Origin of the sequence: Desulfobacula sp. (assembly GCF_014237455.1) — a bacterium.
GTDB lineage: Bacteria > Desulfobacterota > Desulfobacteria > Desulfobacterales > Desulfobacteraceae > Desulfobacula.
On record NZ_JABZFL010000062.1, the window covers coordinates 1 to 23,470 of the forward strand.

Sequence of the window (23,470 nt, forward strand, 5' to 3'; positions counted from 1 at the left end):
AAGTCAATTCCTCCGACGTGGCTATTTGGAGGCCCATTCTCGGAACTGACTTTTACTTCCGCTGGCTGTGGTGGTAAAATTGGAATCAGAAACGGTGACACAGAATATTGAACACTCCCAATTGTCATGATTAAAATGTGCTCCAATTCTTTAATATATTCATAAATTATCCTTAACAAGTTAATGTGTAGTTTAGTATATTATTCCAATCAAGATGTATATCAAAGCGTATAATGCATGCAGAAGCTTTTAAGGACATTGCTCGTTTGCCGATATCGCTTCCATTAAAGTCCGAATATTGATCTAATGACTTTTCTAAAGTTTCTGAAATTTCACAAATAACTTTTTCATTCGTCTTTAATGGGCTTGTGATTAAATGTGTCCCAAAAGTATTGAGCCTTTCTTCTCCATTCTTTTGAACGATATTCATATAATTCTTTTTTCTTCCAAATTGCAAAAGAAAGGCAGTTAATCAAATTCAATGTTTGATCTAATAGTTCTTCAGCATCTCCATATTTGGGATAGTATTTCTTATTTTCGTCTAAGGAGTTATGTGCGAATCTTTCAACCCTTATCTTGATGATCCCTGCAACTAAATTTGTTCCTTTTAACCGTTTATATTCTTCTTTTGATTTTCCAATATAGAGTTTTATTTGCCTTTTCTTTATTTTTTCAAATTCATTTATAAAATCATTGGTTAAATGTCGGAATAAATTATTTAGACTATGGACATCATCTCTTCTCCGGCTATCAAAAATTCGAGCGAGAGCCATGATAAAGTTAAAATAAATTGCATGCAAACAAACGTTATAGCAGTCTACCTTATTGGTTTTTTTTATCGAATCTCGGACATTATTATCATATGCTGCATAACAAAATGTCTCTTTTAACCTAATGGCAGATCTGGCCTCTACATCGAGCCAGCGAAGTTGATTTTCTATAATTTTCAGTTTTTCTAAGAACTCCATAATTCAAAACTCGTATTAAAGAATGGAGATTGTTTAATTATGTAATGAGCATTAGCTTTTGGAAAAAATAATATAACATTATAGCACATTCCTTTTCAAAAATTGGTAAAAAACTATTCAACGTTCAGACATCTTTGAATTTCCGATACTCAAAACTACTTGCATTATTCTTGATATTTAACTTTATAGGATATAAATCACACTCAAGTATAATTATCCTAATGGAAATTGCCATTAGAAGTTCAGAGTATCAATGATACCAGATCAAATCTTGATGAGTTTTAGGCGTTTACTTCTGGCTATAGGGTTGGGCATCCAGGATTAAAAGAAAGCCCCGGACTATCCTTGTTAGCTCGCATTTTTATTCAAAAAAATAAATTTAAATTATTCAATATTGTTAAAAGTGTCAGGCACTGCTTCTATTTGATTTTTGGAACAATATTTTTAAAAACATTTGAAAGATGGGTTAAGGAGCGGTTCAGGTTTTCAAGATTAAACACTTCAAGGCTGAGCACCCCTGTGAAATTTTCCAGAATTGTCTGAATTTGCCTGAAGTGTTTTTTGGGCAGTTTATCAAGGGATGTGTGATCTTTGATATTCGGTTCGGAAAAATCCACACCATGCAGGTGTATAACAGGCGTTCTTAATTTATGCTTTTCAAAGGTTTCCAAAAGGTTGTGCCCATACTTTATCCCATGACCGGCATCAATGCAGACAGACAGATTCAATTCTTCCACCAGGGTTTCAAGGCAGGAAAAAGGATAGTCAAGAGTTTCAATAGAAATGATCCCGAGACTGGATATATCAGATAATAATGCATTAAGGCTTTGCCGGGTCTGTTTTTCCCACTTTTTCAGCTTCTTTTGATTTTCAATATCATTTTTAATATCAGACGGCATATCAAGGTGAAGGGTGTGGGTTGTGGGGGTTACGGGTGCAAAAAGATCTATTACCTTGAGGATTGTATCCTTTGCTTTCTGTCTTTCTTCTAAAGATTCACAGGTCAGGCTGACATCGGTGGGAAGATGGATGTTGTAGGTGAGATCAAGTTCTTGAGATAAATATAAAAGCTCCTTCACATCATCGTTTGACGGCAGGACTTCTTTAGGCATGCTTTCAAAAACAAGAATTTCGATTTCATCAAAAACCGGACCCAGTTTTTTTACATTGGGAATAATATGATCCGGAAAAATAAAAGAAGTGGTTCCAAGCCTGAAGGGTTTGTCCGGCAACATTGAATTCTTTGAATTTAAGTCAGGCATCTTGGGTTCACCTAAAAAACAAAAAGAAGAAAACAGGAAATAAGGGTGGCTAAAAATGAGCTGAATATCATGAGATCACACGCCTGCCTTATTTTTCCTTTTTCAGGATCTTTAAACTCTTTTCCGATATAAGGCTTTGCAACCAGTGTACCATGATACACATTAGGACCACCAAGTCTTATTTTAAGAGCCCCTGCAAACGCGGCTTCCGGATATCCGGCATTGGGGCTTTTATGAAGAGACCCTTGAGAGAAACCCATCTTTATTGCTAAAACGCCTCTTTTAAAAGAAAGAAAAAATGCAGCCAGTGCGATGATCAAAACAGATATCCTTGCCGGGATAAAATTGGCCACATCATCGATCCTTGCAGAAGCTCTGCCAAAAAGAAGATAAGTATTGTTTTTATATCCAACCATTGAATCCAGGGTGTTGACCATTTTATAGGCAAGCGCCAATGGCACCCCCCCGATCATGGCAAAAAACAAGGGAGATAAAAACCCGTCCACGAAATTTTCAGCCACTGTTTCCACGCTGGCCCGGGTGATGGCCTTTTCATCAAGCGTTTCTGTCTGCCGGCCCACAATCATGGAGACCTTTTCCCGGGCCTTTTTGATGTCGTTCTCTTCAAGGGCAGAAAAGACAATCATTGCTGCTTTTTCAAGACTTGTTGATGAAAAACAAAAAAAAAGCAGGATCACCTGGACAAAAGTTCCAAAAACAGGATGAATACTGATACTCAATTTTATCGTTATAAAAGCTATCAGCCATGTGGAAAAAATCAGAACGCCGGCAAAGACGACCCCTGAAATAAGAAGGTGTTTGAAATGTTTTCTGAACCAGCCCTCAAAAAAACCAATGGCGTTGCCCATATAAACGATCGGATGAGGCAATATTTTGGGATCACCCAGGATAAAATCAAGGATAAACGCTGCCAGAATAACAGTCCCTTGAATCTCAATCATTTCTCACAGCCTGCTTTATAAAATTTGCCAAAAGCTCGTTGATCCCTCTTTTTTTTAAAGAAAATCTCACATGCTGATCAGACAATCCTAAAAAGTTGGAACAATCCCTGATCAATATTTTATGTCGGCCAATCTTCTCGCAAAAATTCCTGGAATTCATCCCATTTGTCAAACGGGCCAAAATAAAATACGTGCTTGAATCAAATATCTGCAATCCTTTAATGTTTTTAAGATGTTCAAGGAAAACCTGCTTTTCTGTTTTGATATACTCCCTTGTTTTTTGATAAAAGGGTTCGATGTCTTCCGGATGATCAAAAATATGTTCCATCACCGCCTGTCCCAGCGCATTCACACTCCATGGCTGGTAATGGGCCATGATCTTTTCAACTAACCCAGTAGCTGCACTTAAAAACCCGGTACGAAGTCCAGGTATCCTGAATATTTTTGACATGGAGGAAAGAACCATCAAATTTTTGTATCCGGTGTGTGATACCAGGGAAATCTCGCGGGCCTGATCCACAAAGGGAAGATAGGATTCATCAATAATAAAAACCGTGTTCTCATGTTTTTGAATCAGGTACTCAAGTTTTTCCCGCAAAATAAGTGAACCCGTCGGGTTGTTGGGATTACAGATAAAAACCGTGTCCGCCTCTTTTGCCATCCGCGATATTTCATCAATATCCGGATCAAACGTATCTGACTCTTTTGCAAGGCAATGCTGAAAAGCAATTTTATGCATCCGGCAGGCATCTTTGTAATCTGAATAGGTGGGGCCGACAATCAATACCTTTTTTGAGCCAATGGCTTTGGGGATGGTATAAATAAACCAGGTAGTGCCATTGCCTGCCACAACCTGGGTTTGATCAATCCCGTGAAACCCGGCAAACCCTTTTCTCATGGTCACAGCATCCGGTTCAGGAAGGGATCTGATCTTAACCAGGTTGTCACAAATAACTTTCTCTATCGTTTCAGGCGGCCCCAGAGGATTTAAATTACTGCTCATGTCAATAATATCATCAACGGTACAGCCCACTGTTGTTGCCAGATTCTTAATATTTCCGCCATGGCCGATAATCATTCAATTAATTCCTTTTAAACTATTAATGCCCCGGTTGCCAAAAATAAAACAGCTTCCATTATCTCATTCAAGGCTCCCAGCATATCTCCTGTAATACAATTGAGTTTCTTTTTATAAAATCCCAATACCAGCATCAGGGTTCCCAAAAAAACCAGATTCAAAACCAGGCCTTTATATCCTAAAAAAAGAGAGATGATTACTGGAATCAACACAAAAGAAAAATCCTTTAACCCAATGGCCTTTTCAAAAAAATCAAGGCCGGTCCCAGTCTTTTCTCTGCCATAGTCTAAAAACCGTATACCAAATATCATTGCCGACCGTGAATAAGCAGGAACAATCAAAAGCAGGGCCAGGGTTTGAAAATGGGTTCCACTTGTTTTGACAGAATAAATTCCGGCTATTTTAACTGCCAGGATACAGAAGACTGCCACAAGTCCCATCATCCCTGTCCTGCTGTCTTTCATAATTTCAAGCACTTTTTCTCTGGACCTGTGGCTGAACAATCCGTCTGCTGTATCTCCCAGACCGTCCAGATGGAAAGCTCCTGTTACCACGACGAGAAAAATAACATCCAGAACCGCCACCACTAAAGGAGGCCAGAAATATGAAATAGTCACATCAAACACCAGCAGCAGACCGCCCAATATCAATCCTACAACTGGAAAATATTTAATCATGCCTATGGGAGAATAAGCCACATTTTTTCCTGCCGGAAGAATGGTAATAAACAAAATCGCTGATCTAAACTCCGTAAAATTTTTTTTTATTATCATTTGATTTAAAGCCTTGGCTTTATCTGAACATCGATTCCGGCAACCGTCATAACAACCTTGTCAGCAATTTTTGCCATCCTTTGATTGACAAGCCCTGCGAAATCCCTGAATTGCCTGGCAAGCTTATTCTCCGGAACAATACCACACCCGACTTCATTGGAAACCAGGAATATCGGACACTCACATTGCTCAAGAGAGTTTTCCAGATGATGAATCGCCTCATTAATCTGCGTCTGATCATACGAATGAAACAATAGATTGGATACCCAGAGTGTCAGGCAGTCCACAAGGATGACACCGGCTTTGGGGGAATATTGATTGATTTTTTCATGAATCCTGACCGGCTCTTCAATGGTATGCCAGTTCCCTCCCCTCTCTTTTTGATGCTTTTCCACCCGTTTTTCCATTTCAGAATCGCTTGGCACGGACGTGGCAATAAAATATTTATTTTTCCCCTTTATCCTGTTGGCCTGTAGTCTATTGGCTTGATACAGGGCAAAAGAACTCTTCCCGCTTCTGCATCCTCCGATCACAAATGTTATTTTTTTTTTCAAAAGCTTGGGCTTAATTCAAATCATCTTTTGGATTTTTGGTTACAGGAACTCTGAACACGGGAACACCTTCTTTGGTAAGAACTTTATCTTCCTCTTTTGTTGTGGTCCCCCTGATATTCCTGTGTTCTTCTGCCCCATAATGCATTTTCAAGGCTTCTTTTGTAAAACTTGTTCCCACATCTTCATAATTTTTTTCAACGTATTCAGCCACTTTTTCCGTCAGCTCAGCTATTGCTTCCTGGCTTGTCTGCAAGGCTCTCTGGGTTATATTATTGGAAGATTTTTTAATGGCAATGGGATGGATTTTCCGGACTACAGACGTGGTTTCACAAACAGGGCATGTTAAAATACCCTGCTCCTGTTGTTTCTCTATATCTTCTCTGCCTTCGAACCAGCCTTCGAAGGTATGCCCATTTAGACATTCAAGATCAAATACGATCATTTTAAATAATTCTGTTTACACCTGTGGAGATGTTATAACAGTAATCCCCCATCTTTTCATAGTTTGAAACAAGAGCAATAAAGAAAACACCGACATCAACCAGGCATTCTCCCTGTCTTAACCTTTCTATATGTTGATATCTCATATCTTCACGCATCTGGTCAATCAAATCTTCATGCGCCAATGCTTTTTGATAAAACCCTTCTGTCTTCTCGTGCAATTCATCAATGATCAAGCTTAAAAATTTGTCTACCTGGTCTGAAATGATCGCCAGATCTTGTTTGGCTTTTTCACTGAAACATAAATTATTGTCATATATCTTTTCAAGTATTTTTGACACATTTTCCATGGAATCACCCAGTCTTTCTATATTATTGGTGATTCTCATCAATTCTGATATTTCTTTGGCCTCGGGTTCGTTCACCTCTCCTTGATAAATAGTTGTCAAATACCGGATAATGACTTTCTGATAATCATCCAGATGATCTTCTATGGCTTCTCTTTCCCCAAGGATATCATCGTCCCTGATCATAAGGCATGTTGATGTTTTCTTTAAATTCATATGGGCAAATTCTATATTTTTTATGATTTCACCCTTAACTTTGGCAAGAGCACCGATGGGTGAATCAATGAACCCGGCATCAAATTCAGGCAGCCTGTATCTTTCTTGTCTCTTATCAGATTTAGGGGATATTAAAACGGTCAGTTGAACAAGTTTGGGAAGAAAAATCAGGAATACCATGGCATTGATAACATTAAAAATCGTATGGCCGTTGGCAATATATCTTGCAACATTGACATATTCGCCATTCACTGTCTGATCTGCAACTCCGGCACCCATCTTTAAAGTAATGGCCTCAACGATATCAACAAACCATGGAAAAATCAGTAAGATAATGCCGACGCCAACGACATTAAAAATGGTATGCGCATTTGCGGTTCTATGGGCATTTGTATTGTTTGAACCTAAGGTGGATAGTTGAGCTGTTACTGTTGTACCGATGTTTTCCCCGAGAACAAGGGCAAGGGCAGTTGGAAAAGTTAAAAGGCCGGATGCTGCCAACGTCATTGTCAAGCCCACTGTAGCTGAAGAAGACTGAACAGCAACGGTCAGAACGGCTCCCATGAATATGCAAAGAAGAATGCCACGGATAGTCTCTGTATTGAATGTTGTAAAAAACTCAATAAATTGTGGATCGGATTTTATGGGTGCAAGGCCATGTTTCATTACCGTCATACCATAAAAAAGCAGGCCAAAGCCTAAAATAATATCACCGATATGCCGGTAACTTCTTTTTTTTGAAAAATATTTCAACCCAACGCCAAGAGCAATTGCAGGAAGAGCCGCTTTTGTCAACTTAAATGCGATCATCTGGCCGGTAATGGTGGTGCCAATATTCGCACCAATTATCACGCCGACTGCCTGCTCAAAAGACATGATACTGGCACTCACAAACCCGATCAGCATGACAGTTGTTGCAGAGGAAGATTGAATCATGGCTGTAACACCGGCACCGGTTGCACATCCCATGATTCTGTTAGAGGAGATGGCTTCCAGAATCCGTCTGATTTTTTGCCCTGCTGTAGCTTGAAGGCCTTCGGTCATCATTTTCATTCCAAGAATGAATAGCCCTAGTCCACCAAGGGTTTGAATTAATATACTTGTTAAGTTCAATTTTTGCCCTCTTTATGGGATTACTGCTAATGTTACTCTAACATCATAAATCTAACAAACTCTTAACAAACCAAAAGGGTTATATCTTAAATTTTTAAATTTTTCAATCGCGAAATGCGCTTTAGATCAATGGTTGATTTTACACAGGGAAAGAGTGTATTGTTAGTAAAAACAGGGTGTTCAAGAAGATCGAATTTCGAATGCGTAACCGCACTCTCCCACATTGGTGTATGCGGAATCGGTGTATAATAGGCAAGAACAGGGTGTATTCCCGTCTGCTTTACAAGATGCATGGAAATTTGAACTTCATCAAGATTTTGTCCGGGCAGCCCGCATAATAAATATGCTCCGATCTGTTTTTTCTCAAATCCGGCAGCTTTAAGATTTTCAACTGCCGTATAAAACTCATTTTTTGAAACTTTACCATCATGGTTTCGGGTTTTGGAGAAATCAGTGGTTTCAAGACCCATCCGGATGGTTTTAAACCCTGCCTTAAACATCAACCTGGCCGCCTGTTCTGTAATTTCTTTAATATGGAGAGCATTTGGCGTATGAAACCAGACATCCATTTTTGATGCAATAATTTTTTCAAATAATGGGAACGCATGCTGCTTGCTGTTCACCAGCAGGGCATCATCATAAAAGGCAAAATTTTGAACACCAAAGTTCTGGTGCCAATGCTCAATTTCCCTGAATACATTTTCAGGGGATCTTCGCCTGATTTCCGGTTCCAGAAATGAAGATGCGCAATATTCGCATGAAAAAGGGCACCCCCTTGAAGTTAAAATGGGCGCGTAGGCAATTTTATGTTGAAGATCAAGAGCAGGAAAGGGCAATGCATCCAGATCACCGGATAAGTTGTTGTCGTCCAGTTCAAACCCGGTAAAATCTCTGATAATTTTTTTTAAATGGTGCTCGCCAGATCCTTTTATCACCAGATCTGCCAAAGTGTCTTTATTTGCGTGTTCATAACACAGGCTGGCATAAATCCCCCCCAGCACAACAGGCACATCCGGATAGGCTTCTTTCACCATTTCTATGGTCTCTTTGACCCCTGTTGCCCAATAGGTCATCAAGGAAGTAACAAAAATAAGATCCGGCTTTTTTATTTTTTTCAGATCTGCTGCAAACCATTGGGGTTTTATGCCATAACGAGAAAATTTTTTACCAATGTTTTCAAGCCCTTTGGGCAGATCGATCTCTGTCTTTCTAAACGGCCCCCTGCCATCCCAAAACACTTTCATATTTTTGGATTCCTCTGGATGGAACCTGTCAAGACAGTCGATATAGCTGACCTCTAACCCTTTTTCACAAAGGATGGCGGCAATGGACAAAAGGCCTAAGGGTTTTGCCCAGAAATCAAAAGCGGCAAAATCATGAATCCAGGGGTTTATACAGAGAATGTGAGGTGAATCAGTCTTCAAAATACTTCATGGATGTTTTTTTAAGCTCTTTTCTGCTGAATAAAAGCTCATAATCATTTTCTCCCACAGCCTTGGAAATCTTTTTGACGATGGCATAACATTCATCTTCATCAGATGCATGAACCATGGTATACAAATTATATTTCCAACCAGGGGCAGGATTTCTTCTGTAACAATGGGTGATCTCTTGAAAAGTGGCCATGATATTCCCGGTTTTTTCCACCCTTTCTTCAGGAACTTTCCAGGCCACCATGGCGTTTGCTTTAAACCCGGATTTCTGATGTTTCAGTGTGGCACCAAACCGTCTGATCATGCCACGGTCATTAAGATCCTTTAAAACACTTAAAAATTCATCTTCCGTGATGCCAATCTGTTCTGCCATTTCAAGGAATGGCCGTTTGACAACGGGAATATCGGTTTGCAGCAGGGTAATTATTTTTTTTTCTATATCTGTCAGCATAAGTGCTTATCTTTTTATTTTACCTGGTTAATATTTTGGAACTTTTTTCAGTGCATTGTCAATGTCCTGTTTTAAATCATCTGCATCCTCAAGTCCAATGGATAATCGTAAAAGGGAATCGCTCACCCCGATTCTCTGCCTTTCCTCAGGAGACATTTTTGCATGGGAAGTAAGACTTGGAGGACATATGGTAGACTCCACGCCACCCAAGCTGACAGCCGGACTTATGATCTTTAATCTCTCAATAAACCGATGGGGATCTTTGCCTTTTATTTCAAAAGAGAGCATGGCGCCAAAGCCTTTCATCTGGCGCTTTGCTATTTCATATCCTCCAAAACTTTCAAGTCCGGGGTAATATACGGCTGCAATATCAGGGTGAAATTCCAGAAATCGTGCCACTTCCATGGCATTTTTGGTCTGGGCATTCACTCTCAATATTAGAGTTTTCATGCTCCTTTCCAAGAGATAGCAGATCCTGGGATCAAGGCTTGGGCCCAATACCCTGGCAAGATTTAAAATTCTATCCAGTTTTTCATTGGAGCAGGCAACCATTCCGCAACACAGATCAGAATGCCCGCCAAGGTACTTGGTTCCGCTGTGAACGACAATATCTATTCCTAGATCCAGGGGCGTCTGATTCACAGGACTTGCAAAGGTATTGTCAATAATGGTGGTAATTTTTTTCTCTCTTGCAAATTGGGCAATTTTTTCAATATCAACCACTGCCAGAAGCGGATTGGTGGGAGATTCAATAACAATAACTTTTGTTTTTGACGTCACCCCATTGATTACATCGTCAGCACTGGTTTTTGTAAAAGTGCAGTCAATACCAAAATGAGAAAACCAAACAGTTGCAAAATGATGGGTTCCTCCGTAGAGGGCATCCAGCATGACGACGTGATCACCGGCTCCTGCAAAGGCCAGAATCGAAGTTGACATGGCACCCATACCTGAACTGAATACAAGCCCTTCTTCGGCATGCTCAAGGGCGGCTATTTTTTTTGCCACAGCATTCTGATTGGGTGTATTAAAATACCGCGGATAAAAGGTTTCATCCCTGCTGATATAATCATAGGCTGAGGATGTATAAATCGGAGTGTTCACCCCACCTGTCTTCTTATCCTTTAAGGTTCCTTTATGAATGGCAATGGTCTTGTTTTTCATTTTACTCCTTTTTTCGCTTTCTCATTAGGCACTTCCAGCATCGTGCCGGGTTTTCACGGCTTGAATCAAACCTGCCTGAAACAAGAAATAAAATCTCAAAATAAGGCTCTACGGCTGTTACAATATCCAGAGCTGATCGCATTGGGGGGCCTGTGTCCCGGGGTGGATCATCAGCACTGCCTAAAAGGCTGAACCAACATCCTTGTTCTTTAAGATTATAACTTGCATTTTTTGCAAATGTATTCCTGTCATCTTTTGTCTCAAAGGAATGGAAACATCCCCTGTCAAATATGAATTCAACGTCTGCTGATTTACCTTCGTGTTTCAAAAAATCTTTTACAAAAAACAAAATCTCAACCCCTTTTTCCCGAGATTTTTCTTTAACTTTTTCAATGGCTAATGGCGAAAAATCAAAACCTGTGACATCAAAGCCATTCTGAGCCAGCCAGATGGCATTGCTCCCGGTACCGCATCCAATCTCAAGGGCTTTACAGGGTTTGATGTTTTCCTTTTTTACAACATCTATGAGATTTGAATCCGGTCTTGCAAGCTCCCAGGGCGTAACACCTGTTTTATACCGCTCCTCAAACATTTCTTTTTTTGCCATAGCCTCTTCTTTTTATTCAATTTTTTTAACCCGTTTTTTTGCCTGATTTTTTATCCGGGAACAAGGACATGATATCGGATTCCGTTGCCCTGCATACACCCCGCTCCGTAATAAATCCTGTAACCAGCCTTGCCGGTGTAACATCAAAGGCGTGATTGGCCGCATTGCTTGTTTCAGGAGGAACCAGCACTTTTTCAACCTTTCCGTTGCAAAGACCCTGAATATATCTGATTTCATCAGGATCTCTCTCTTCAATGGGGATGTTGGCAATCCCATCTGTGATGTCCCAGTCAAAGGTGCTTGACGGCAGCGCCACATAAAAAGGAATATTATTATCTTTTGCTGCAAGGGCTTTTAAATAGGTACCGATTTTATTGGCCACATCTCCGGCACGGGTGGTTCTGTCGGTTCCCACAATGACAATATCCACCATGCCATGCTGCATGATATGCCCTCCTGCATTGTCAGTGATAACGGTATGTCTCACCCCGTGTTTACCCAGTTCCCAGGCTGTAAGGCGGGAACCCTGGTTTAAAGGTCTTGTCTCATCCACCCAGACATGGATATCAATATGATTGTCAACCGCTGTGTACATGGGTGCCATAGCAGTGCCGTATTCAATGCAAGCAAGCCAGCCCGCATTGCAGTGGGTCAGGATATTGACCGGTTCACCTTTTTTCCTTTTACTGATTTCTTCAATAATGGGCAGGCCGTATTCGCCGATCTTCTGACAATTGACTGCCTCTTCCTCTACAATTTTAAATGCTTCGTCAAGCGCTGCTTTGACCCTGGCCCCATAATTCTCATGCGTTAATGCAACAGACAGAACCCTGTCAACCCCCCAGAAAAGATTCATGGCTGTGGGTCTGGCATCCTTAAGCCGTCTGCATTCTGAGATCAGGTAGTCGTTATCAGCCCCCTTATTATTCTCCTGCACAAGGCTGATATAGACACCCAATGCCCCTGCAGCACCAATCAAAGGAGCACCCCTGACAACCATTTCTTTTATGGCGTGGATGGTGTCATCCACGCTGTTTAAACTCTTTATGATCAATTTGTGGGGAAGGAATCTCTGGTCTATGACCTGAACCATTTCAGATGCCGCATCAACCCAGATTGGCCGCATATCTTTTCCATCCACCTTCATTTTTACTTCTCCAATAAGGTTTTAAAATTTGCACGACTCATAAAATTTATCGCTCTCATAGAATTTTAATTTAATCTACTCATACTAGAGCTTTCCTTATAACAAAAGCTCTAATTTTTATTAATTATTTTCTTTTTCATAGATCTGGTACCTCCTCAGAACTATGATAAGCCTATACGAAAAGCTGGCGGGGTATTGTTTTAAAAAATAGGGGCGGGGTCTGGCGGCTGGGTAAAGTCACAACAAAACAAACTCTCTACATAAATAGACAAAGTCCACAGTATGAAATGTCAAAGATACCGATACAAATCTAAACATTTTTTCATGCATAATTTTATGAAAGATCATGCAGTTGATACAATAATTTGGATGCCAGATGAGTATACGTGGTTTGATCAGAAATTTATGCAAAATTACTATATTTAATTGATTTTGCGGCGATTAAGCGATATTGAGATGGTTGTACGGTATGTAAATGGCTAAAAAGATCGGAACTGATGAAAATGGATGCAGCCGTAAAAGACAAATCACATAAGTTTCCAAAATTTTCGTTTCTATCTGAACACAAGATCCTCCTTTACCATTGCATGGTGTCTGGGTACCTCTTATGAATATCTTAATCGATACAAATATTATAATTCCATTAGAACCGGGTTCTTTGACCGATTTCGAGATAAACACAGAGTTAGCGTTACAGTTTCATAAGTTGGTACAAAAATCTGGAAATATTATTTATATTCACCCTGCTGTTGAGTATGACCTAAATAGAGATAAAAATGCAGATCGGATGACTCTCAGGAAAACTCTTGTTAAACGTTACAATGTTATTGATTCACCTCCGCCTATTACAATTTTAGATGCTGTCCATATTGGGACACCGGAATTGGGGTCGAACGATTATGTGGATAATTGTTTTTTAGCATCCGTAAAAGGAGATGCTGTTGATTATCTTGTTACAGAAGATAACGGAATACATAAAAAGGCAAAAAGAGCTGATTTACAATCACGGGTTCTTTATCTCAGAGATGCTATCTCGTTATTGCAGGATTTCTTTGATGAGACCCCACCTCCGCCTCCATCAGTAGAAACAAAGAAGGTTTATGCGTTGGACGAACAAGATCCAATTTTTTGTTCCCTCAGAAAAGATTATTCTCCCGGATTTGATCCGTGGCTTCAAAAATGCAGACGGAAGCATAGAGATGCCTATGTAATTTTCAATAAAGGAGACACCAGCCTTGCAGGCATTTGTATCCACAAAAAAGAAGACTGCTTACCCGTCGGCGAATCAGGCAAAACACTCAAACTTTGTACATTCAAGGTCTCCGAAACGCACCATGGTAACCGATACGGAGAGCTTTTATTAAAAACTGTTTTTGATTATGCGGATAAAAATAATTATCAACACCTATACTTTACAACATTTCCCAAACACGATGATCTGATAGAATTTGCAAAATCATTTGGTTTTGATTCCGTTGAAAAACAAGACGAAGATGAAATTTTCATGCAAAAATCTTTGGTATTTTCAGAAGAAGACACATTGAAATATAGTCCTCTTGATTTTCATATAAAATTTGGTCCTCGGGTTACACTGTTCGGAAGCAACTCAACTTTTATTGTCCCAATAAAACCAGAATTTCACGATGTCCTTTTTCCAGAAATGCGCGAGGAACTTTCATTATTTCCAGATCAAAAACCTTGTGGGAATAGTATTAAAAAAGCCTATTTAAGTAACTCAGCAACAAAGCTACTAAGGCCAGGTGACAACGTGCTATTTTATCGGTCCAAGGTTAAACCTTCTATCACGGCTATAGGCATAGTTGAAAGTTTTATACGCTCAACCGATGCAAATCAGATTGCAAGATTCGTTGGGTCTCGAACAGTATATAGATATGTAGATATTGCTGATATGTGTATGAAATCAAAAAAAGACACATTGGCAATTAAATTTCGATATGTTAAAAATCTTGAATCCAGCATAGGGATAAAAGAATTAAAAAAAAATTCTGTTTTAAACGGAGCGCCACAGTCGATTACGAAGATTAAACCAGAAAGGGTAGAATGGATAAAGCAAAAGCTACAGATGTGATCGCGCTGTCAATTAAGCCAATTTATGCCATTGCGATTCTTTCTGGAGAAAAAACTGTTGAGTTTAGAAAAAATGGGATTCCATTGGATATTAAAACAATTGTTCTATACGCTACTCAGCCAGAGCAGAGAATTGTCGGTTATTTTGATGTAAAGCGTTGTGAAGTTGATCATCCATCTGTGTTATGGGAAAAGTATGGAGATTGTGGCCACATTAGTTTTGATGATTTCAATTCCTATTACAAAGGAAAATCATCTGGAAAATGTTTTATCGTTGAAACAGCTTACAAATTTAAAGTCCCGGTGCCGCTTAGCAAATGCAAATCGTTTACAAGCTCTCCACAGTCATTTGCCTATCTTTTTAAATCAGAATGGAAAAATATTAAAAGGAAAAAAATAGAAGCTTATTTTTAATACCTCCAAATTATTGGAATGCACTGAAAACGGAACAAAATATAGAATTAAACTTTTATAAACACTGGAAAAGCAGTAAATGACACAAACAACAAACAATATGGCCGCATATATCTGGTCTTTGGCCGACTTATTACGGGGCGATTTTAAGCAGAGCCAGTATGGCCGGATAATTTTACCCTTTACCCTGTTACGCCGCTTGGAAGGGGTGCTGGAACAAAGCAAGCTTACTGTTCTTGCGAAACACAAAGAAATCCAAAAGATGAATCTGTCCGAAGAGGCAGAGGAAAAGTTATTGCTGCGTGCAACCAATGGATTGTCCTTTTTTAATATTTCTCAAATGGATCTGTCCAAGCTGGGTGAATCCGACATAAAAGACAATCTGGAATCCTATATCCAGGGATTTTCCAAAGATGCCAGAGAGATATTTGAATACTTTAATTTCAGTGAGTTTATCGGTCAGCTAAACGATGCCAATCTTTTATATATGGTGGTGCAAAAGGTTAGGAAGACAGATTTAAGCCCAAAGGCCATTTCCAACCATGAGATGGGCTTGGTGTTTGAAGAACTGATCCGCCGGTTTGCTGAATCTTCCAATGAAACCGCAGGAGAACACTTTACACCGCGTGATATTGTACGGCTCACCACTTCCCTTGTTTTTATGGAAGATGATGATGCCTTAACAAAGCCTGGTATTATTCGAACCATTTATGACCCCACCGCCGGGACCGGCGGATTTCTTTCATCTGGAATGGAATATGTGCATGAATTAAATCCCCGAGCCGTCATGCGGGCGTTTGGTCAGGAATTAAACCCGGAAAGTTATGCCATCTGTAAAGGGGATATGCTGATCAAAGGCCAGGATGTCACCAATATTAAATTAGGCAATACCCTTTCCGGTGACCAGCTCTATGCGGATAAATTTGATTATATGCTATCAAATCCGCCCTTTGGTGTTGATTGGAAAAAAATCGAGGATGTTGTCAAAGATGAAAACACCCTCAAAGGGTATGATGGTCGTTTTGGGCCGGGATTACCCCGGGTCTCTGATGGTTCCCTATTGTTCCTGCTGCATTTGATTAGTAAATTGCGGGATGCTTCAGAAGGAGGCGCCCGAATAGGCATTATTCTCAATGGTTCACCCTTGTTTACCGGTGGTGCCGGATCGGGTGAATCCGAAATCCGTCGTTATATTTTAGAAGCAGATCTTTTGGAAACCATTGTTGCCCTGCCCACAGACATGTTTTACAACACCGGTATCGCTACCTATGTCTGGATCTTATCCAATAAAAAATCAAAAAAGCGTAAAGGTAAAGTTCAACTGATAAACGGGGTTAACCTTTATGGTAAAATGCGCAAGTCTTTGGGTTCTAAACGTAAGGTGATGGATGACAAGGACATTGCAACAATTACCCGTTGTTTTGGCAATTTTGAAATCATCGATTCCCGCAAACTCGACAAACCCATAGAACAGAAAACCAATCGCGGCCGACAATCGGAAAATCCCGCAATAGAAGCTCCAAAAACCTTTGGCAGTAAAATTTTCAACTATTATGAGTTTGGCTATCGACGCATTACCATTGAACGCCCCTTGCGTGAATCCTTCCAGTTCAGCAATGAGCGAATTTCTACCCTGCGTTTTGCACCCAAGCCTTTAAACGCAGTTATGAAATGGATATATGAAGAATTCGGTCAAAACTGGTCTGATGATAATGGCTGTGAGTTCTATGGCATCTTGACTGAACATGAAGATTGTATACGAAAAACGATTAAAAGTAATTTTTCCAAGCTAAAAGAAAAACAGATCAAAACACTGTTGGATAAAAAACTATGGCTGACCCAGAAACAGTTCATGCTTAAAGCAAAAGATCTCCAGCAGGCTATTGGTACAGATCAATTCGATGATATGAACCTGTATAACGATATCATCAAGGCAACAGGCGTTCAAATGGACGCCAAGGAGAAAAAACAGATTACTACAGCAGTGAGCTGGAAAAATCCCAATGCAGAAAAAGTAATTAAAAAGGTGCATAAAAAGACCAAACCCGATCCTGTTTATGGCTTGTTTAAAGTGGATGGAAAGGTCATTGAATATAAGCCGGATAGTGATCTGCGGGATCATGAAAATATTGCCCTTGATCCGTCAAAATCTGTGAATGATTTAAATGAAGCCTATTTTGCCAAGGAAGTGTTGCCCCATGTGCTGGAAGCCTGGATTGATGCTAACAAAAAGGATGCCCAGGATGGAGAGATCGGTATCGTCGGATATGAAATTCCCTTTAACCGGCATTTTTATGTGTATCAACCCCCACGGGATTTGGTTGAGATTGATGCGGATCTGGATAAAGTTAGTGCTAAGATTATGGAGTTGCTTCGAGAGGTGCATTCGTAATGGTTGGGAGATATCAGGTTTATCCTGAGTATAAGGATTCTGGGATTGAGTGGTTGGATGATTTACCTAAGCATTGGGATGTGAAGAAATTAAAGTTTTTGGCTAAAATACATCCGAGCAATGTTGATAAAAAAACGAAGAAAGGTGAACTGCCAGTTTTTTTGTGCAATTACACAGATGTTTACTATAATGATACTGTAAATAAGAGTATGCATTTTATGAAAGCGAGTGCTACTGAAGAACAAATTAATAAATTTACTCTTCGAACTGCTGATATTATTATAACTAAAGATTCTGAAGACCCCAATGATATTGCTATACCAACTTTTGTCCCGGAAAATATGGAGGGAGTTGTATGCGGCTATCACCTTTCAATGATTAGAGCAAATATCATCGCGTATGGTGCTTATATTAAGCGAATTTTTGAAAGCGGATATGCTCGTGCTTATTTTGCCACAAGGGCAAACGGTTTGACTCGCTATGGTTTGGGAACATATGCCTTAGAAAATATATTTTATCCTAAACCGCCAGAAAAGGAAGCGGTTGCAATTGCCAACTTTCTCAACTACGAAACCGCCAAAATAGATACTCTTATCGAAAAACAACAACAGCTCATCAAACTGTTAAAAGAAAAACGGCAGGCTGTGATTAGCCATGCTGTTACCAAAGGTTTAAATCCCGATGCTCCTATGAAGGATTCTGGGGTTGAGTGGTTGGGGGAGCTTCCTAAGCATTGGGGAATCAAACGTTTTAAAACTTTATTTAAGATTAAGAAAAGAATTGCAGGTGCTCTTGGGTACGATGTTCTTTCTATAACCCAAAAAGGCATGAAAATAAAAGATATCGAAAGCGGAGAAGGTCAACTTGCAATGAATTACTCTAATTATCAATTAGTCCACAAGGGTGATTTTGCAATGAATCAAATGGATTTACTGACAGGGTTTGTAGATGTTTCCAAATTTGAGGGCGTAACAAGCCCTGATTATCGTGTTTTTATTTTAGAAAATCAAAAATCATCATCAGATTACTATCTTTATTTTTTACAAATGGGCTATATTAACAAATTATTTTTCCCTTTTGGACAAGGAGCAGCACACATTGGTAGATGGCGATTACCCAAAGAAGCTTTCAATCAATTTCTTGCTCCATTCCCACCTGAAATAGAGCAGAAGGATATTGCGAGATATATTAAAGTAAAATTAAAAAAGATGAACAAACTTGAAAAAATAGCTATGAAGGCTATAAACTTGATGAAGGAAAAACGAACAGCCCTAATATCAGCCGCAGTAACAGGCAAAATAGATGTCCGCAACTGGCAACCCCCAAAACAAGCGGTACAATCAGACCAGACCCAAACAAACAAGGAAAAATCCCTATGAGTTTATTTGGTGGTGATAAAGCAAACGAATTCACTTTTCAAAATGATATGATCAAACAACTATTGGCGAATGGCTGGCTGCTGGGGAAACCGGAAAACTACAATCGCGAACTGGCGCTTTACCCTGAAGACTTGCTCGGGTTTGTTCAAGATACCCAGGATGCACAATGGCAAAAGTTCTGTAAATTATATCCGAATACTCCTGAACAAAAATTTCTGGAACGGGTGGCTTCCCAGTTAAATAAAGCAGATCCAAATGCCGCAGACAAGCAGATGCGCACCTTTGGTACCCTGGGCGTATTGCGCCACGACGTTCGTGACCGGGGAACCCGGTTTAAGTTATGCCAGTTTAAACCGGAACATGACTTAAATCCAGATACCCTGGCACGCTACAAAAAGAATCGTCTGCGTGTTGTGCCGGAATTGGTGTACAGCCCCTGGGCCACGGAAGAGCACCTTGAAAAAACCGGTAAAAAAGCCAAGGCTTGGCGGATTGATCTGGTATTATTTGTTAATGGCATACCGGTTGTCACTTTGGAGTTGAAGTCAGAATTTAAACAGGCTGTAGAAAATGCAATCAAACAATATAAAACCACCCGCCTGCCAATCGACCCTGCCACACGAAAACCCGAACCTTTATTAACCTTTAAGCGGGGTGCCCTGGTTCATTTTGCTGTCAGTCAATATGAAGTATTCATGACCACTCGCCTGGAAGGAGAAGAGACTTTCTTTTTGCCGTTTAATAAAGGCACTTTGGATGGGGGTTCGGGTAATGATGTTCCAGATGATATAAACCTATACGCCACTGACTATTTGTGGAATGAAGTGCTGTTGCCTGATAACCTATTAAATATTCTTGCCCGGTATGTGCACCTTCAGATTGAAGAAAAAGAAGATTGGGAAGGCCGTAAATCCAAGAAAGAAACCATGATCTTTCCCCGTTACCATCAATGGGATGTGGTGAATAAACTGATTACTGCCGCCCATACAGAAGGACCAGGGAATAAATATCTGATTCAACACAGTGCAGGTTCCGGTAAATCAAACTCCATTGCCTGGACTGCCCATCAATTATCTTCCCTTTATGATACATCAGGCAACAAACAATTTAATTCAGTGATTGTGATCACCGACAGAACAGTTCTGGATGATCAGTTACAAGATACCATTTATCAGTTTGAGCATGTGGATGGTGTGGTGGGAAGAATTAATGAAAAAATTGGAGACGGATCAAAATCTGAAAAACTGGCTGCTGCTTTGGAGATTTCCCAGCCGATTATCATTGTAACGATTCAGACCTTCCCTTTTGTTCTACAAGCCATTGAGAATAATATCAGCTTAAAAAAACGATGCTATGCCATAATAGCTGATGAGGCCCATTCGTCACAAACCGGAACCACGGCGCGTAAATTAAAAGAAGTATTGATGATCGATATGCCTTCAGATGATGATGAACCGCTTTCATCCGACGATATTCTGGATGCGGTTGTAGCCTCCCGCCGTGCATCTTCCAACTTAAGCTACTTTGCGTTTACAGCAACCCCTAAAACCAAAACCCTTGAACTGTTTGGCCGCCTGCCGAATCCCGATGAGGAACCCTCCAAAAAGAATAAGCCCGAAGCCTATCATGTATACAGCATGCGCCAGGCCATTGAAGAAGGGTTTATTTTAGACGTATTAAAAAATTACACCAACTATAAAGTCGCCTATAACCTGGCCCTGAAAATTGAAGGATCTGATCAGGAAGTGGAAAGTAAAAAAGCCAAAGTGAAACTCAACCAATGGGTGCGGCTGCATGATTATAATATTTCCCAAAAGGTACAGGTGATTGTTGAGCATTTTAAAAATAAAGTGATGGGATTGCTGGGCAGTCAGGCCAAAGCCATGGTGGTGACAAGCTCTCGCAAAGAAGCTGTCAGATATAAATTGGGCTTTGATAAATATATTATTGAAAAAGGATATCAAAACATCCACGCCATGGTGGCATTTTCGGGTGAGGTGGAATTTAATGAGAATGATCCCAATGCAGAAGGCTTGATTGGGGAAAAATTCACGGAAACCAACATGAATCCGAACCTTAAACGCCGTGATATGCGAAAAGCCTTTGATTCTGTTGATTACCAGGTGATGATTGTTGCCAATAAATTCCAGACGGGTTTTGACCAGCCCAAGTTATGCGCCATGTATGTAGACAAAAAACTGGGTGGTGTGGAGTGTGTACAAACCCTGTCCCGGCTGAATCGGACTTATCCCGGCAAAGCTGACAGCGGAACATTTATCCTGGACTTTTTTAATGACCCCGAAGATATTCTAAAATCTTTTAAACCCTATTATCAAACCGCAGAGCTTGCGGATGTATCTGACCCGGATCTTATTTTTGACCTGTTTGACAAGTTGCGGGCTGCTGGTATCTTTTTATGGCATGAAGTCGAACAATTTTGTGAGGCTTTTTTTCAAAAGAGCAAAAGCAATGCCGCCATTGCCAATATTTGCAAACCCGCTGTGGAGCGGTGGAAAATCCGATATAAATCAGCGATTGATGCATACAAACAAGCCAAAGAGATGTTTGAGCGAACTAAAAAAACTGCGGATGCTGTATTGATTGCCAATGCAGAGAACAGCTTTAAGGAATGTAAAAAAGAAAAAGATGGACTAGAAATTTTTAAAAAGGATTTGGGTACTTTTGTCAGGTTTTATGAGTTCATGTCCCAGATTGTTGATTATGATAACAAGGATCTGGAAAAACTGAGTTTATACGCCCGCAATCTGCGTCCGATGTTGCGAGAAGCATTAATAAATGAAGATGATATTGATCTGAACAATATTGTATTAAGTCATTACAGATTATCTGCCATTCGTCAGCAGGACCTGAGAATCGATGAAGATTTAGATGGATATCAACTGGAACCAGGTGAAGGATTGGGAACAGCAAAAGCAAGAGACATTAAGGAAGAGTTCCTGTCACAGATTATCAGCCGATTGAATGAATTGTTTATCACCGATCAACTCACCAATAAAGATCTGGTAAACTATGCATATACCGTCAGAGATAAGGTTAGCGAAAATAAATTGGTCATGGCACAGATTGCCAATAACACCAGGGAACAGGCAATGCTGGGAGATTTCTCCAAAGCTGTGGATGATGCTGTTATGGACAGTAGCGAAGCTCATCAAAACCAGATGATGCAATTATTATCTGATCCGTCTAAGGCTGCGGGTTTTGCCAGGGTTGTGTTTGATTTGTTAAAACGGGTGGCTTAAGAAATATGGTATTGGTTTGGGTTTATTGACAATATGAAAAAAAAGATGACAAATTGTTTTTTTAGTGTTAACTTAACTTTATTAACTGATTTGAATAACACCCGCCACGCCTCTTTGGGACTTGTCCTTAATTGCGCACCCTGGCGGGTTACTTTTTTTGGGGGATGCGAATGAAATATACAAAACCTCCGCTTCGTATCGATGATCAAATAAAGTTGTTGACCAAACGTGGGATGATAATTCCTGATCCGAGCAGAGCGGCACGTTATCTTTCTCATATCAGTTATTTCCGCCTGCGTGGCTACTGGATTCCATTCGAGAAAAATAACAAAGGTAAGGCTCATCACTTTAAAGTCGGTACCACTTTTGATGATGTTCTAAATCTTTATCTGTTTGATCGGAAATTCAGGCTTCTTATGCTTGAAGCTATTGAGCGGGTTGAAATATCTTTCCGAGCTCACTTTGCTAATGCTCTGGGCCTGGCTTATGGGAGCCATTTTTATCTTGATGATAAATATATCAACGATGACAACATGCACAAAAGACTCATAGAATCTCTTGAGTCGGAAATAAATCGGAGCACGGAATTATTTATTAAGCATTACCGTAAAATATATGATAGTCCTGTTCTGCCGCCGATATGGGCGTCTGCTGAGGTCATGTCTTTTGGTCAACTTTCCCTTTGGTTTAAGAATTTGAAAATCCGCCGCGACCGAAATCGGGTGGCCAAAGCCTATGGTATAGATGAGAGTATTTTAAAGTCATTCATGCATCATCTGACCTTTATCCGGAACATTACCGCCCATCATGGACGGCTTTGGAACCGTAGAATGACGATTACCATGCGGCTGCCAAGAAAGCCTCAGACATTATCAGCTATGTTCAATCCAGAAGCGACCCGTTATATTGGAAACACAATCGTCATGTTAGGATATTTTTTAAAATTAATCAGCCCTGGGACCAGCTGGCCTCAGAGAATGCGGCAGCTTATCACTCGGTCTCCAGGTATCCGACCTGCTGCAATGGGATTTCAAGAGACCTGGAAAGATTTGTCTTTGTGGAAAAATAGTAAACAATAGCGCAATCTGTACGAAATGTTCTCTAATGGATTGATGCAATGCCCTCACTTAGTTTATTCTTATGGAAACTGCTACAAGATGTTCAGAGTATCAATGAGATTAGTTTTAATCTTGATAGAATTCTTGGATATTTGACGGATTAAACCGAGAGAATTTAAAAGGTTGACTACTGGCTATTGTTCTGTCTTTTCAGGGTCAAAAGAATCCCCCGGAATATTAATAATACTGAAGTTTCCCATAAAAGCATCATGCCACTAGCCGGAACAGAGCGGCTACAATGGAATTATTAACCAGTTTGCCACTTGGCGGGCAAAGTAATGTAAAATTATCATCCAGCGCGGC

Annotated in this window: 19 protein-coding genes; 6 read left to right on the forward strand and 13 right to left on the reverse strand. The window is 40.1% G+C overall.

Features of this window, described 5'->3' with window-relative positions:
- Window positions 1-347: 347 nt before the first annotated feature.
- From HGJ91_RS09045 to mtnA, 13 genes are all read right to left on the reverse strand, one after another.
- Window positions 348-968: a hypothetical protein gene (locus HGJ91_RS09045; protein ID WP_291347393.1), complete on the reverse strand. Its 621-nt coding sequence runs from the start codon at window positions 966-968 to the stop codon at window positions 348-350.
- Window positions 969-1,387: 419 nt separating this feature from the next.
- Entirely contained in the window at window positions 1,388-2,230 is an 843-nt protein-coding gene (gene cbiR / locus HGJ91_RS09050; RefSeq protein WP_291347394.1) for a cobamide remodeling phosphodiesterase CbiR, read from the reverse strand.
- Between the two features lie 11 nt (window positions 2,231-2,241).
- On the reverse strand, window positions 2,242-3,192 hold the full coding sequence (cbiB, locus tag HGJ91_RS09055) for an adenosylcobinamide-phosphate synthase CbiB (protein ID WP_291347395.1): 951 nt from the start codon (window positions 3,190-3,192) through the stop codon (window positions 2,242-2,244).
- Window positions 3,185-4,270 (reverse strand): aminotransferase class I/II-fold pyridoxal phosphate-dependent enzyme, encoded by a 1,086-nt coding sequence (locus HGJ91_RS09060; RefSeq protein ID WP_291347396.1) that lies wholly within the window; start codon window positions 4,268-4,270, stop codon window positions 3,185-3,187. The genes cbiB and HGJ91_RS09060 overlap by 8 nt, the downstream gene beginning before the upstream one ends.
- A gap of 14 nt (window positions 4,271-4,284) precedes the next feature.
- Complete coding sequence (gene cobS, locus HGJ91_RS09065; RefSeq protein WP_291347397.1) at window positions 4,285-5,043, reverse strand: adenosylcobinamide-GDP ribazoletransferase; 759 nt, start codon at window positions 5,041-5,043, stop codon at window positions 4,285-4,287.
- Window positions 5,044-5,048: 5 nt separating this feature from the next.
- Complete coding sequence (gene cobU, locus HGJ91_RS09070; RefSeq protein WP_291347398.1) at window positions 5,049-5,597, reverse strand: bifunctional adenosylcobinamide kinase/adenosylcobinamide-phosphate guanylyltransferase; 549 nt, start codon at window positions 5,595-5,597, stop codon at window positions 5,049-5,051.
- Window positions 5,598-5,607: 10 nt separating this feature from the next.
- Window positions 5,608-6,039 carry a DUF1178 family protein gene (locus HGJ91_RS09075; protein ID WP_291347399.1) on the reverse strand — a complete coding sequence of 144 codons (432 nt, stop codon included), beginning with the start codon at window positions 6,037-6,039 and terminating at the stop codon, window positions 5,608-5,610.
- A 1-nt stretch (window position 6,040) separates the two neighbouring features.
- A complete protein-coding gene (locus tag HGJ91_RS09080) occupies window positions 6,041-7,714 on the reverse strand; it encodes a Na/Pi cotransporter family protein (protein ID WP_291347400.1) in 1,674 nt (557 codons plus the stop codon).
- Window positions 7,715-7,800: 86 nt separating this feature from the next.
- On the reverse strand, window positions 7,801-9,138 hold the full coding sequence (locus HGJ91_RS09085) for a radical SAM protein (RefSeq protein WP_291347402.1): 1,338 nt from the start codon (window positions 9,136-9,138) through the stop codon (window positions 7,801-7,803).
- On the reverse strand, window positions 9,128-9,598 hold the full coding sequence (gene ahbB, locus HGJ91_RS09090) for a siroheme decarboxylase subunit beta (RefSeq protein WP_291347403.1): 471 nt from the start codon (window positions 9,596-9,598) through the stop codon (window positions 9,128-9,130). The genes HGJ91_RS09085 and ahbB overlap by 11 nt, the downstream gene beginning before the upstream one ends.
- 27 nt (window positions 9,599-9,625) lie before the next feature.
- Entirely contained in the window at window positions 9,626-10,762 is a 1,137-nt protein-coding gene (locus tag HGJ91_RS09095) for a PLP-dependent aspartate aminotransferase family protein (protein ID WP_291347404.1), read from the reverse strand.
- Between the two features lies 1 nt (window position 10,763).
- On the reverse strand, window positions 10,764-11,369 hold the full coding sequence (locus tag HGJ91_RS09100) for a bifunctional 2-polyprenyl-6-hydroxyphenol methylase/3-demethylubiquinol 3-O-methyltransferase UbiG (protein WP_291347405.1): 606 nt from the start codon (window positions 11,367-11,369) through the stop codon (window positions 10,764-10,766).
- A gap of 25 nt (window positions 11,370-11,394) precedes the next feature.
- Window positions 11,395-12,516, reverse strand: coding sequence for an S-methyl-5-thioribose-1-phosphate isomerase (gene mtnA, locus HGJ91_RS09105; RefSeq protein WP_291347406.1), 1,122 nt, complete (start codon window positions 12,514-12,516; stop codon window positions 11,395-11,397).
- 607 nt (window positions 12,517-13,123) lie between these two features.
- Between mtnA and HGJ91_RS09110 the strand changes: the two genes are divergently transcribed.
- The 6 genes from HGJ91_RS09110 to HGJ91_RS09135 all read left to right on the forward strand — a co-directional run bounded on the left by HGJ91_RS09110 (window position 13,124) and on the right by HGJ91_RS09135 (window position 23,128).
- Window positions 13,124-14,605 carry a GNAT family N-acetyltransferase gene (locus HGJ91_RS09110; RefSeq protein WP_291347407.1) on the forward strand — a complete coding sequence of 494 codons (1,482 nt, stop codon included), beginning with the start codon at window positions 13,124-13,126 and terminating at the stop codon, window positions 14,603-14,605.
- Entirely contained in the window at window positions 14,578-15,018 is a 441-nt protein-coding gene (locus HGJ91_RS09115; RefSeq protein ID WP_291347408.1) for an ASCH domain-containing protein, read from the forward strand. The genes HGJ91_RS09110 and HGJ91_RS09115 overlap by 28 nt, the downstream gene beginning before the upstream one ends.
- A gap of 79 nt (window positions 15,019-15,097) precedes the next feature.
- The gene (locus HGJ91_RS09120; protein WP_291347409.1) at window positions 15,098-17,410 is read left to right on the forward strand and encodes a class I SAM-dependent DNA methyltransferase; all 2,313 of its coding nucleotides are present in this window, start codon (window positions 15,098-15,100) and stop codon (window positions 17,408-17,410) included.
- Window positions 17,410-18,789, forward strand: a complete 1,380-nt coding sequence (locus HGJ91_RS09125; RefSeq protein ID WP_291347410.1) for a restriction endonuclease subunit S — start codon at window positions 17,410-17,412, stop codon at window positions 18,787-18,789. The genes HGJ91_RS09120 and HGJ91_RS09125 overlap by 1 nt, the downstream gene beginning before the upstream one ends.
- Window positions 18,786-22,049: a type I restriction endonuclease gene (locus HGJ91_RS09130; RefSeq protein ID WP_291347411.1), complete on the forward strand. Its 3,264-nt coding sequence runs from the start codon at window positions 18,786-18,788 to the stop codon at window positions 22,047-22,049. The genes HGJ91_RS09125 and HGJ91_RS09130 overlap by 4 nt, the downstream gene beginning before the upstream one ends.
- 170 nt (window positions 22,050-22,219) lie before the next feature.
- On the forward strand, window positions 22,220-23,128 hold the full coding sequence (locus HGJ91_RS09135; RefSeq protein ID WP_291347412.1) for an Abi family protein: 909 nt from the start codon (window positions 22,220-22,222) through the stop codon (window positions 23,126-23,128).
- Window positions 23,129-23,470 lie beyond the last annotated feature (342 nt).

Coding starts and splice junctions, on each gene's coding strand:
- HGJ91_RS09060 (WP_291347396.1), bottom strand. CDS start 4,270: ATGATTATCGGCCATGGCGGAAATATTAAGAATCTGGCAACAACAGTG.
- ahbB (WP_291347403.1), bottom strand. CDS start 9,598: ATGCTGACAGATATAGAAAAAAAAATAATTACCCTGCTGCAAACCGAT.
- HGJ91_RS09100 (WP_291347405.1), bottom strand. CDS start 11,369: ATGGCAAAAAAAGAAATGTTTGAGGAGCGGTATAAAACAGGTGTTACG.
- HGJ91_RS09120 (WP_291347409.1), top strand. CDS start 15,098: ATGACACAAACAACAAACAATATGGCCGCATATATCTGGTCTTTGGCC.
- cbiR (WP_291347394.1), bottom strand. CDS start 2,230: ATGCCTGACTTAAATTCAAAGAATTCAATGTTGCCGGACAAACCCTTC.
- HGJ91_RS09125 (WP_291347410.1), top strand. CDS start 17,410: ATGGTTGGGAGATATCAGGTTTATCCTGAGTATAAGGATTCTGGGATT.
- HGJ91_RS09045 (WP_291347393.1), bottom strand. CDS start 968: ATGGAGTTCTTAGAAAAACTGAAAATTATAGAAAATCAACTTCGCTGG.
- mtnA (WP_291347406.1), bottom strand. CDS start 12,516: ATGAAGGTGGATGGAAAAGATATGCGGCCAATCTGGGTTGATGCGGCA.
- cobS (WP_291347397.1), bottom strand. CDS start 5,043: ATGATAATAAAAAAAAATTTTACGGAGTTTAGATCAGCGATTTTGTTT.
- HGJ91_RS09130 (WP_291347411.1), top strand. CDS start 18,786: ATGAGTTTATTTGGTGGTGATAAAGCAAACGAATTCACTTTTCAAAAT.
- HGJ91_RS09075 (WP_291347399.1), bottom strand. CDS start 6,039: ATGATCGTATTTGATCTTGAATGTCTAAATGGGCATACCTTCGAAGGC.
- cbiB (WP_291347395.1), bottom strand. CDS start 3,192: ATGATTGAGATTCAAGGGACTGTTATTCTGGCAGCGTTTATCCTTGAT.
- HGJ91_RS09095 (WP_291347404.1), bottom strand. CDS start 10,762: ATGAAAAACAAGACCATTGCCATTCATAAAGGAACCTTAAAGGATAAG.
- HGJ91_RS09115 (WP_291347408.1), top strand. CDS start 14,578: ATGGATAAAGCAAAAGCTACAGATGTGATCGCGCTGTCAATTAAGCCA.
- HGJ91_RS09135 (WP_291347412.1), top strand. CDS start 22,220: ATGAAATATACAAAACCTCCGCTTCGTATCGATGATCAAATAAAGTTG.
- HGJ91_RS09110 (WP_291347407.1), top strand. CDS start 13,124: ATGAATATCTTAATCGATACAAATATTATAATTCCATTAGAACCGGGT.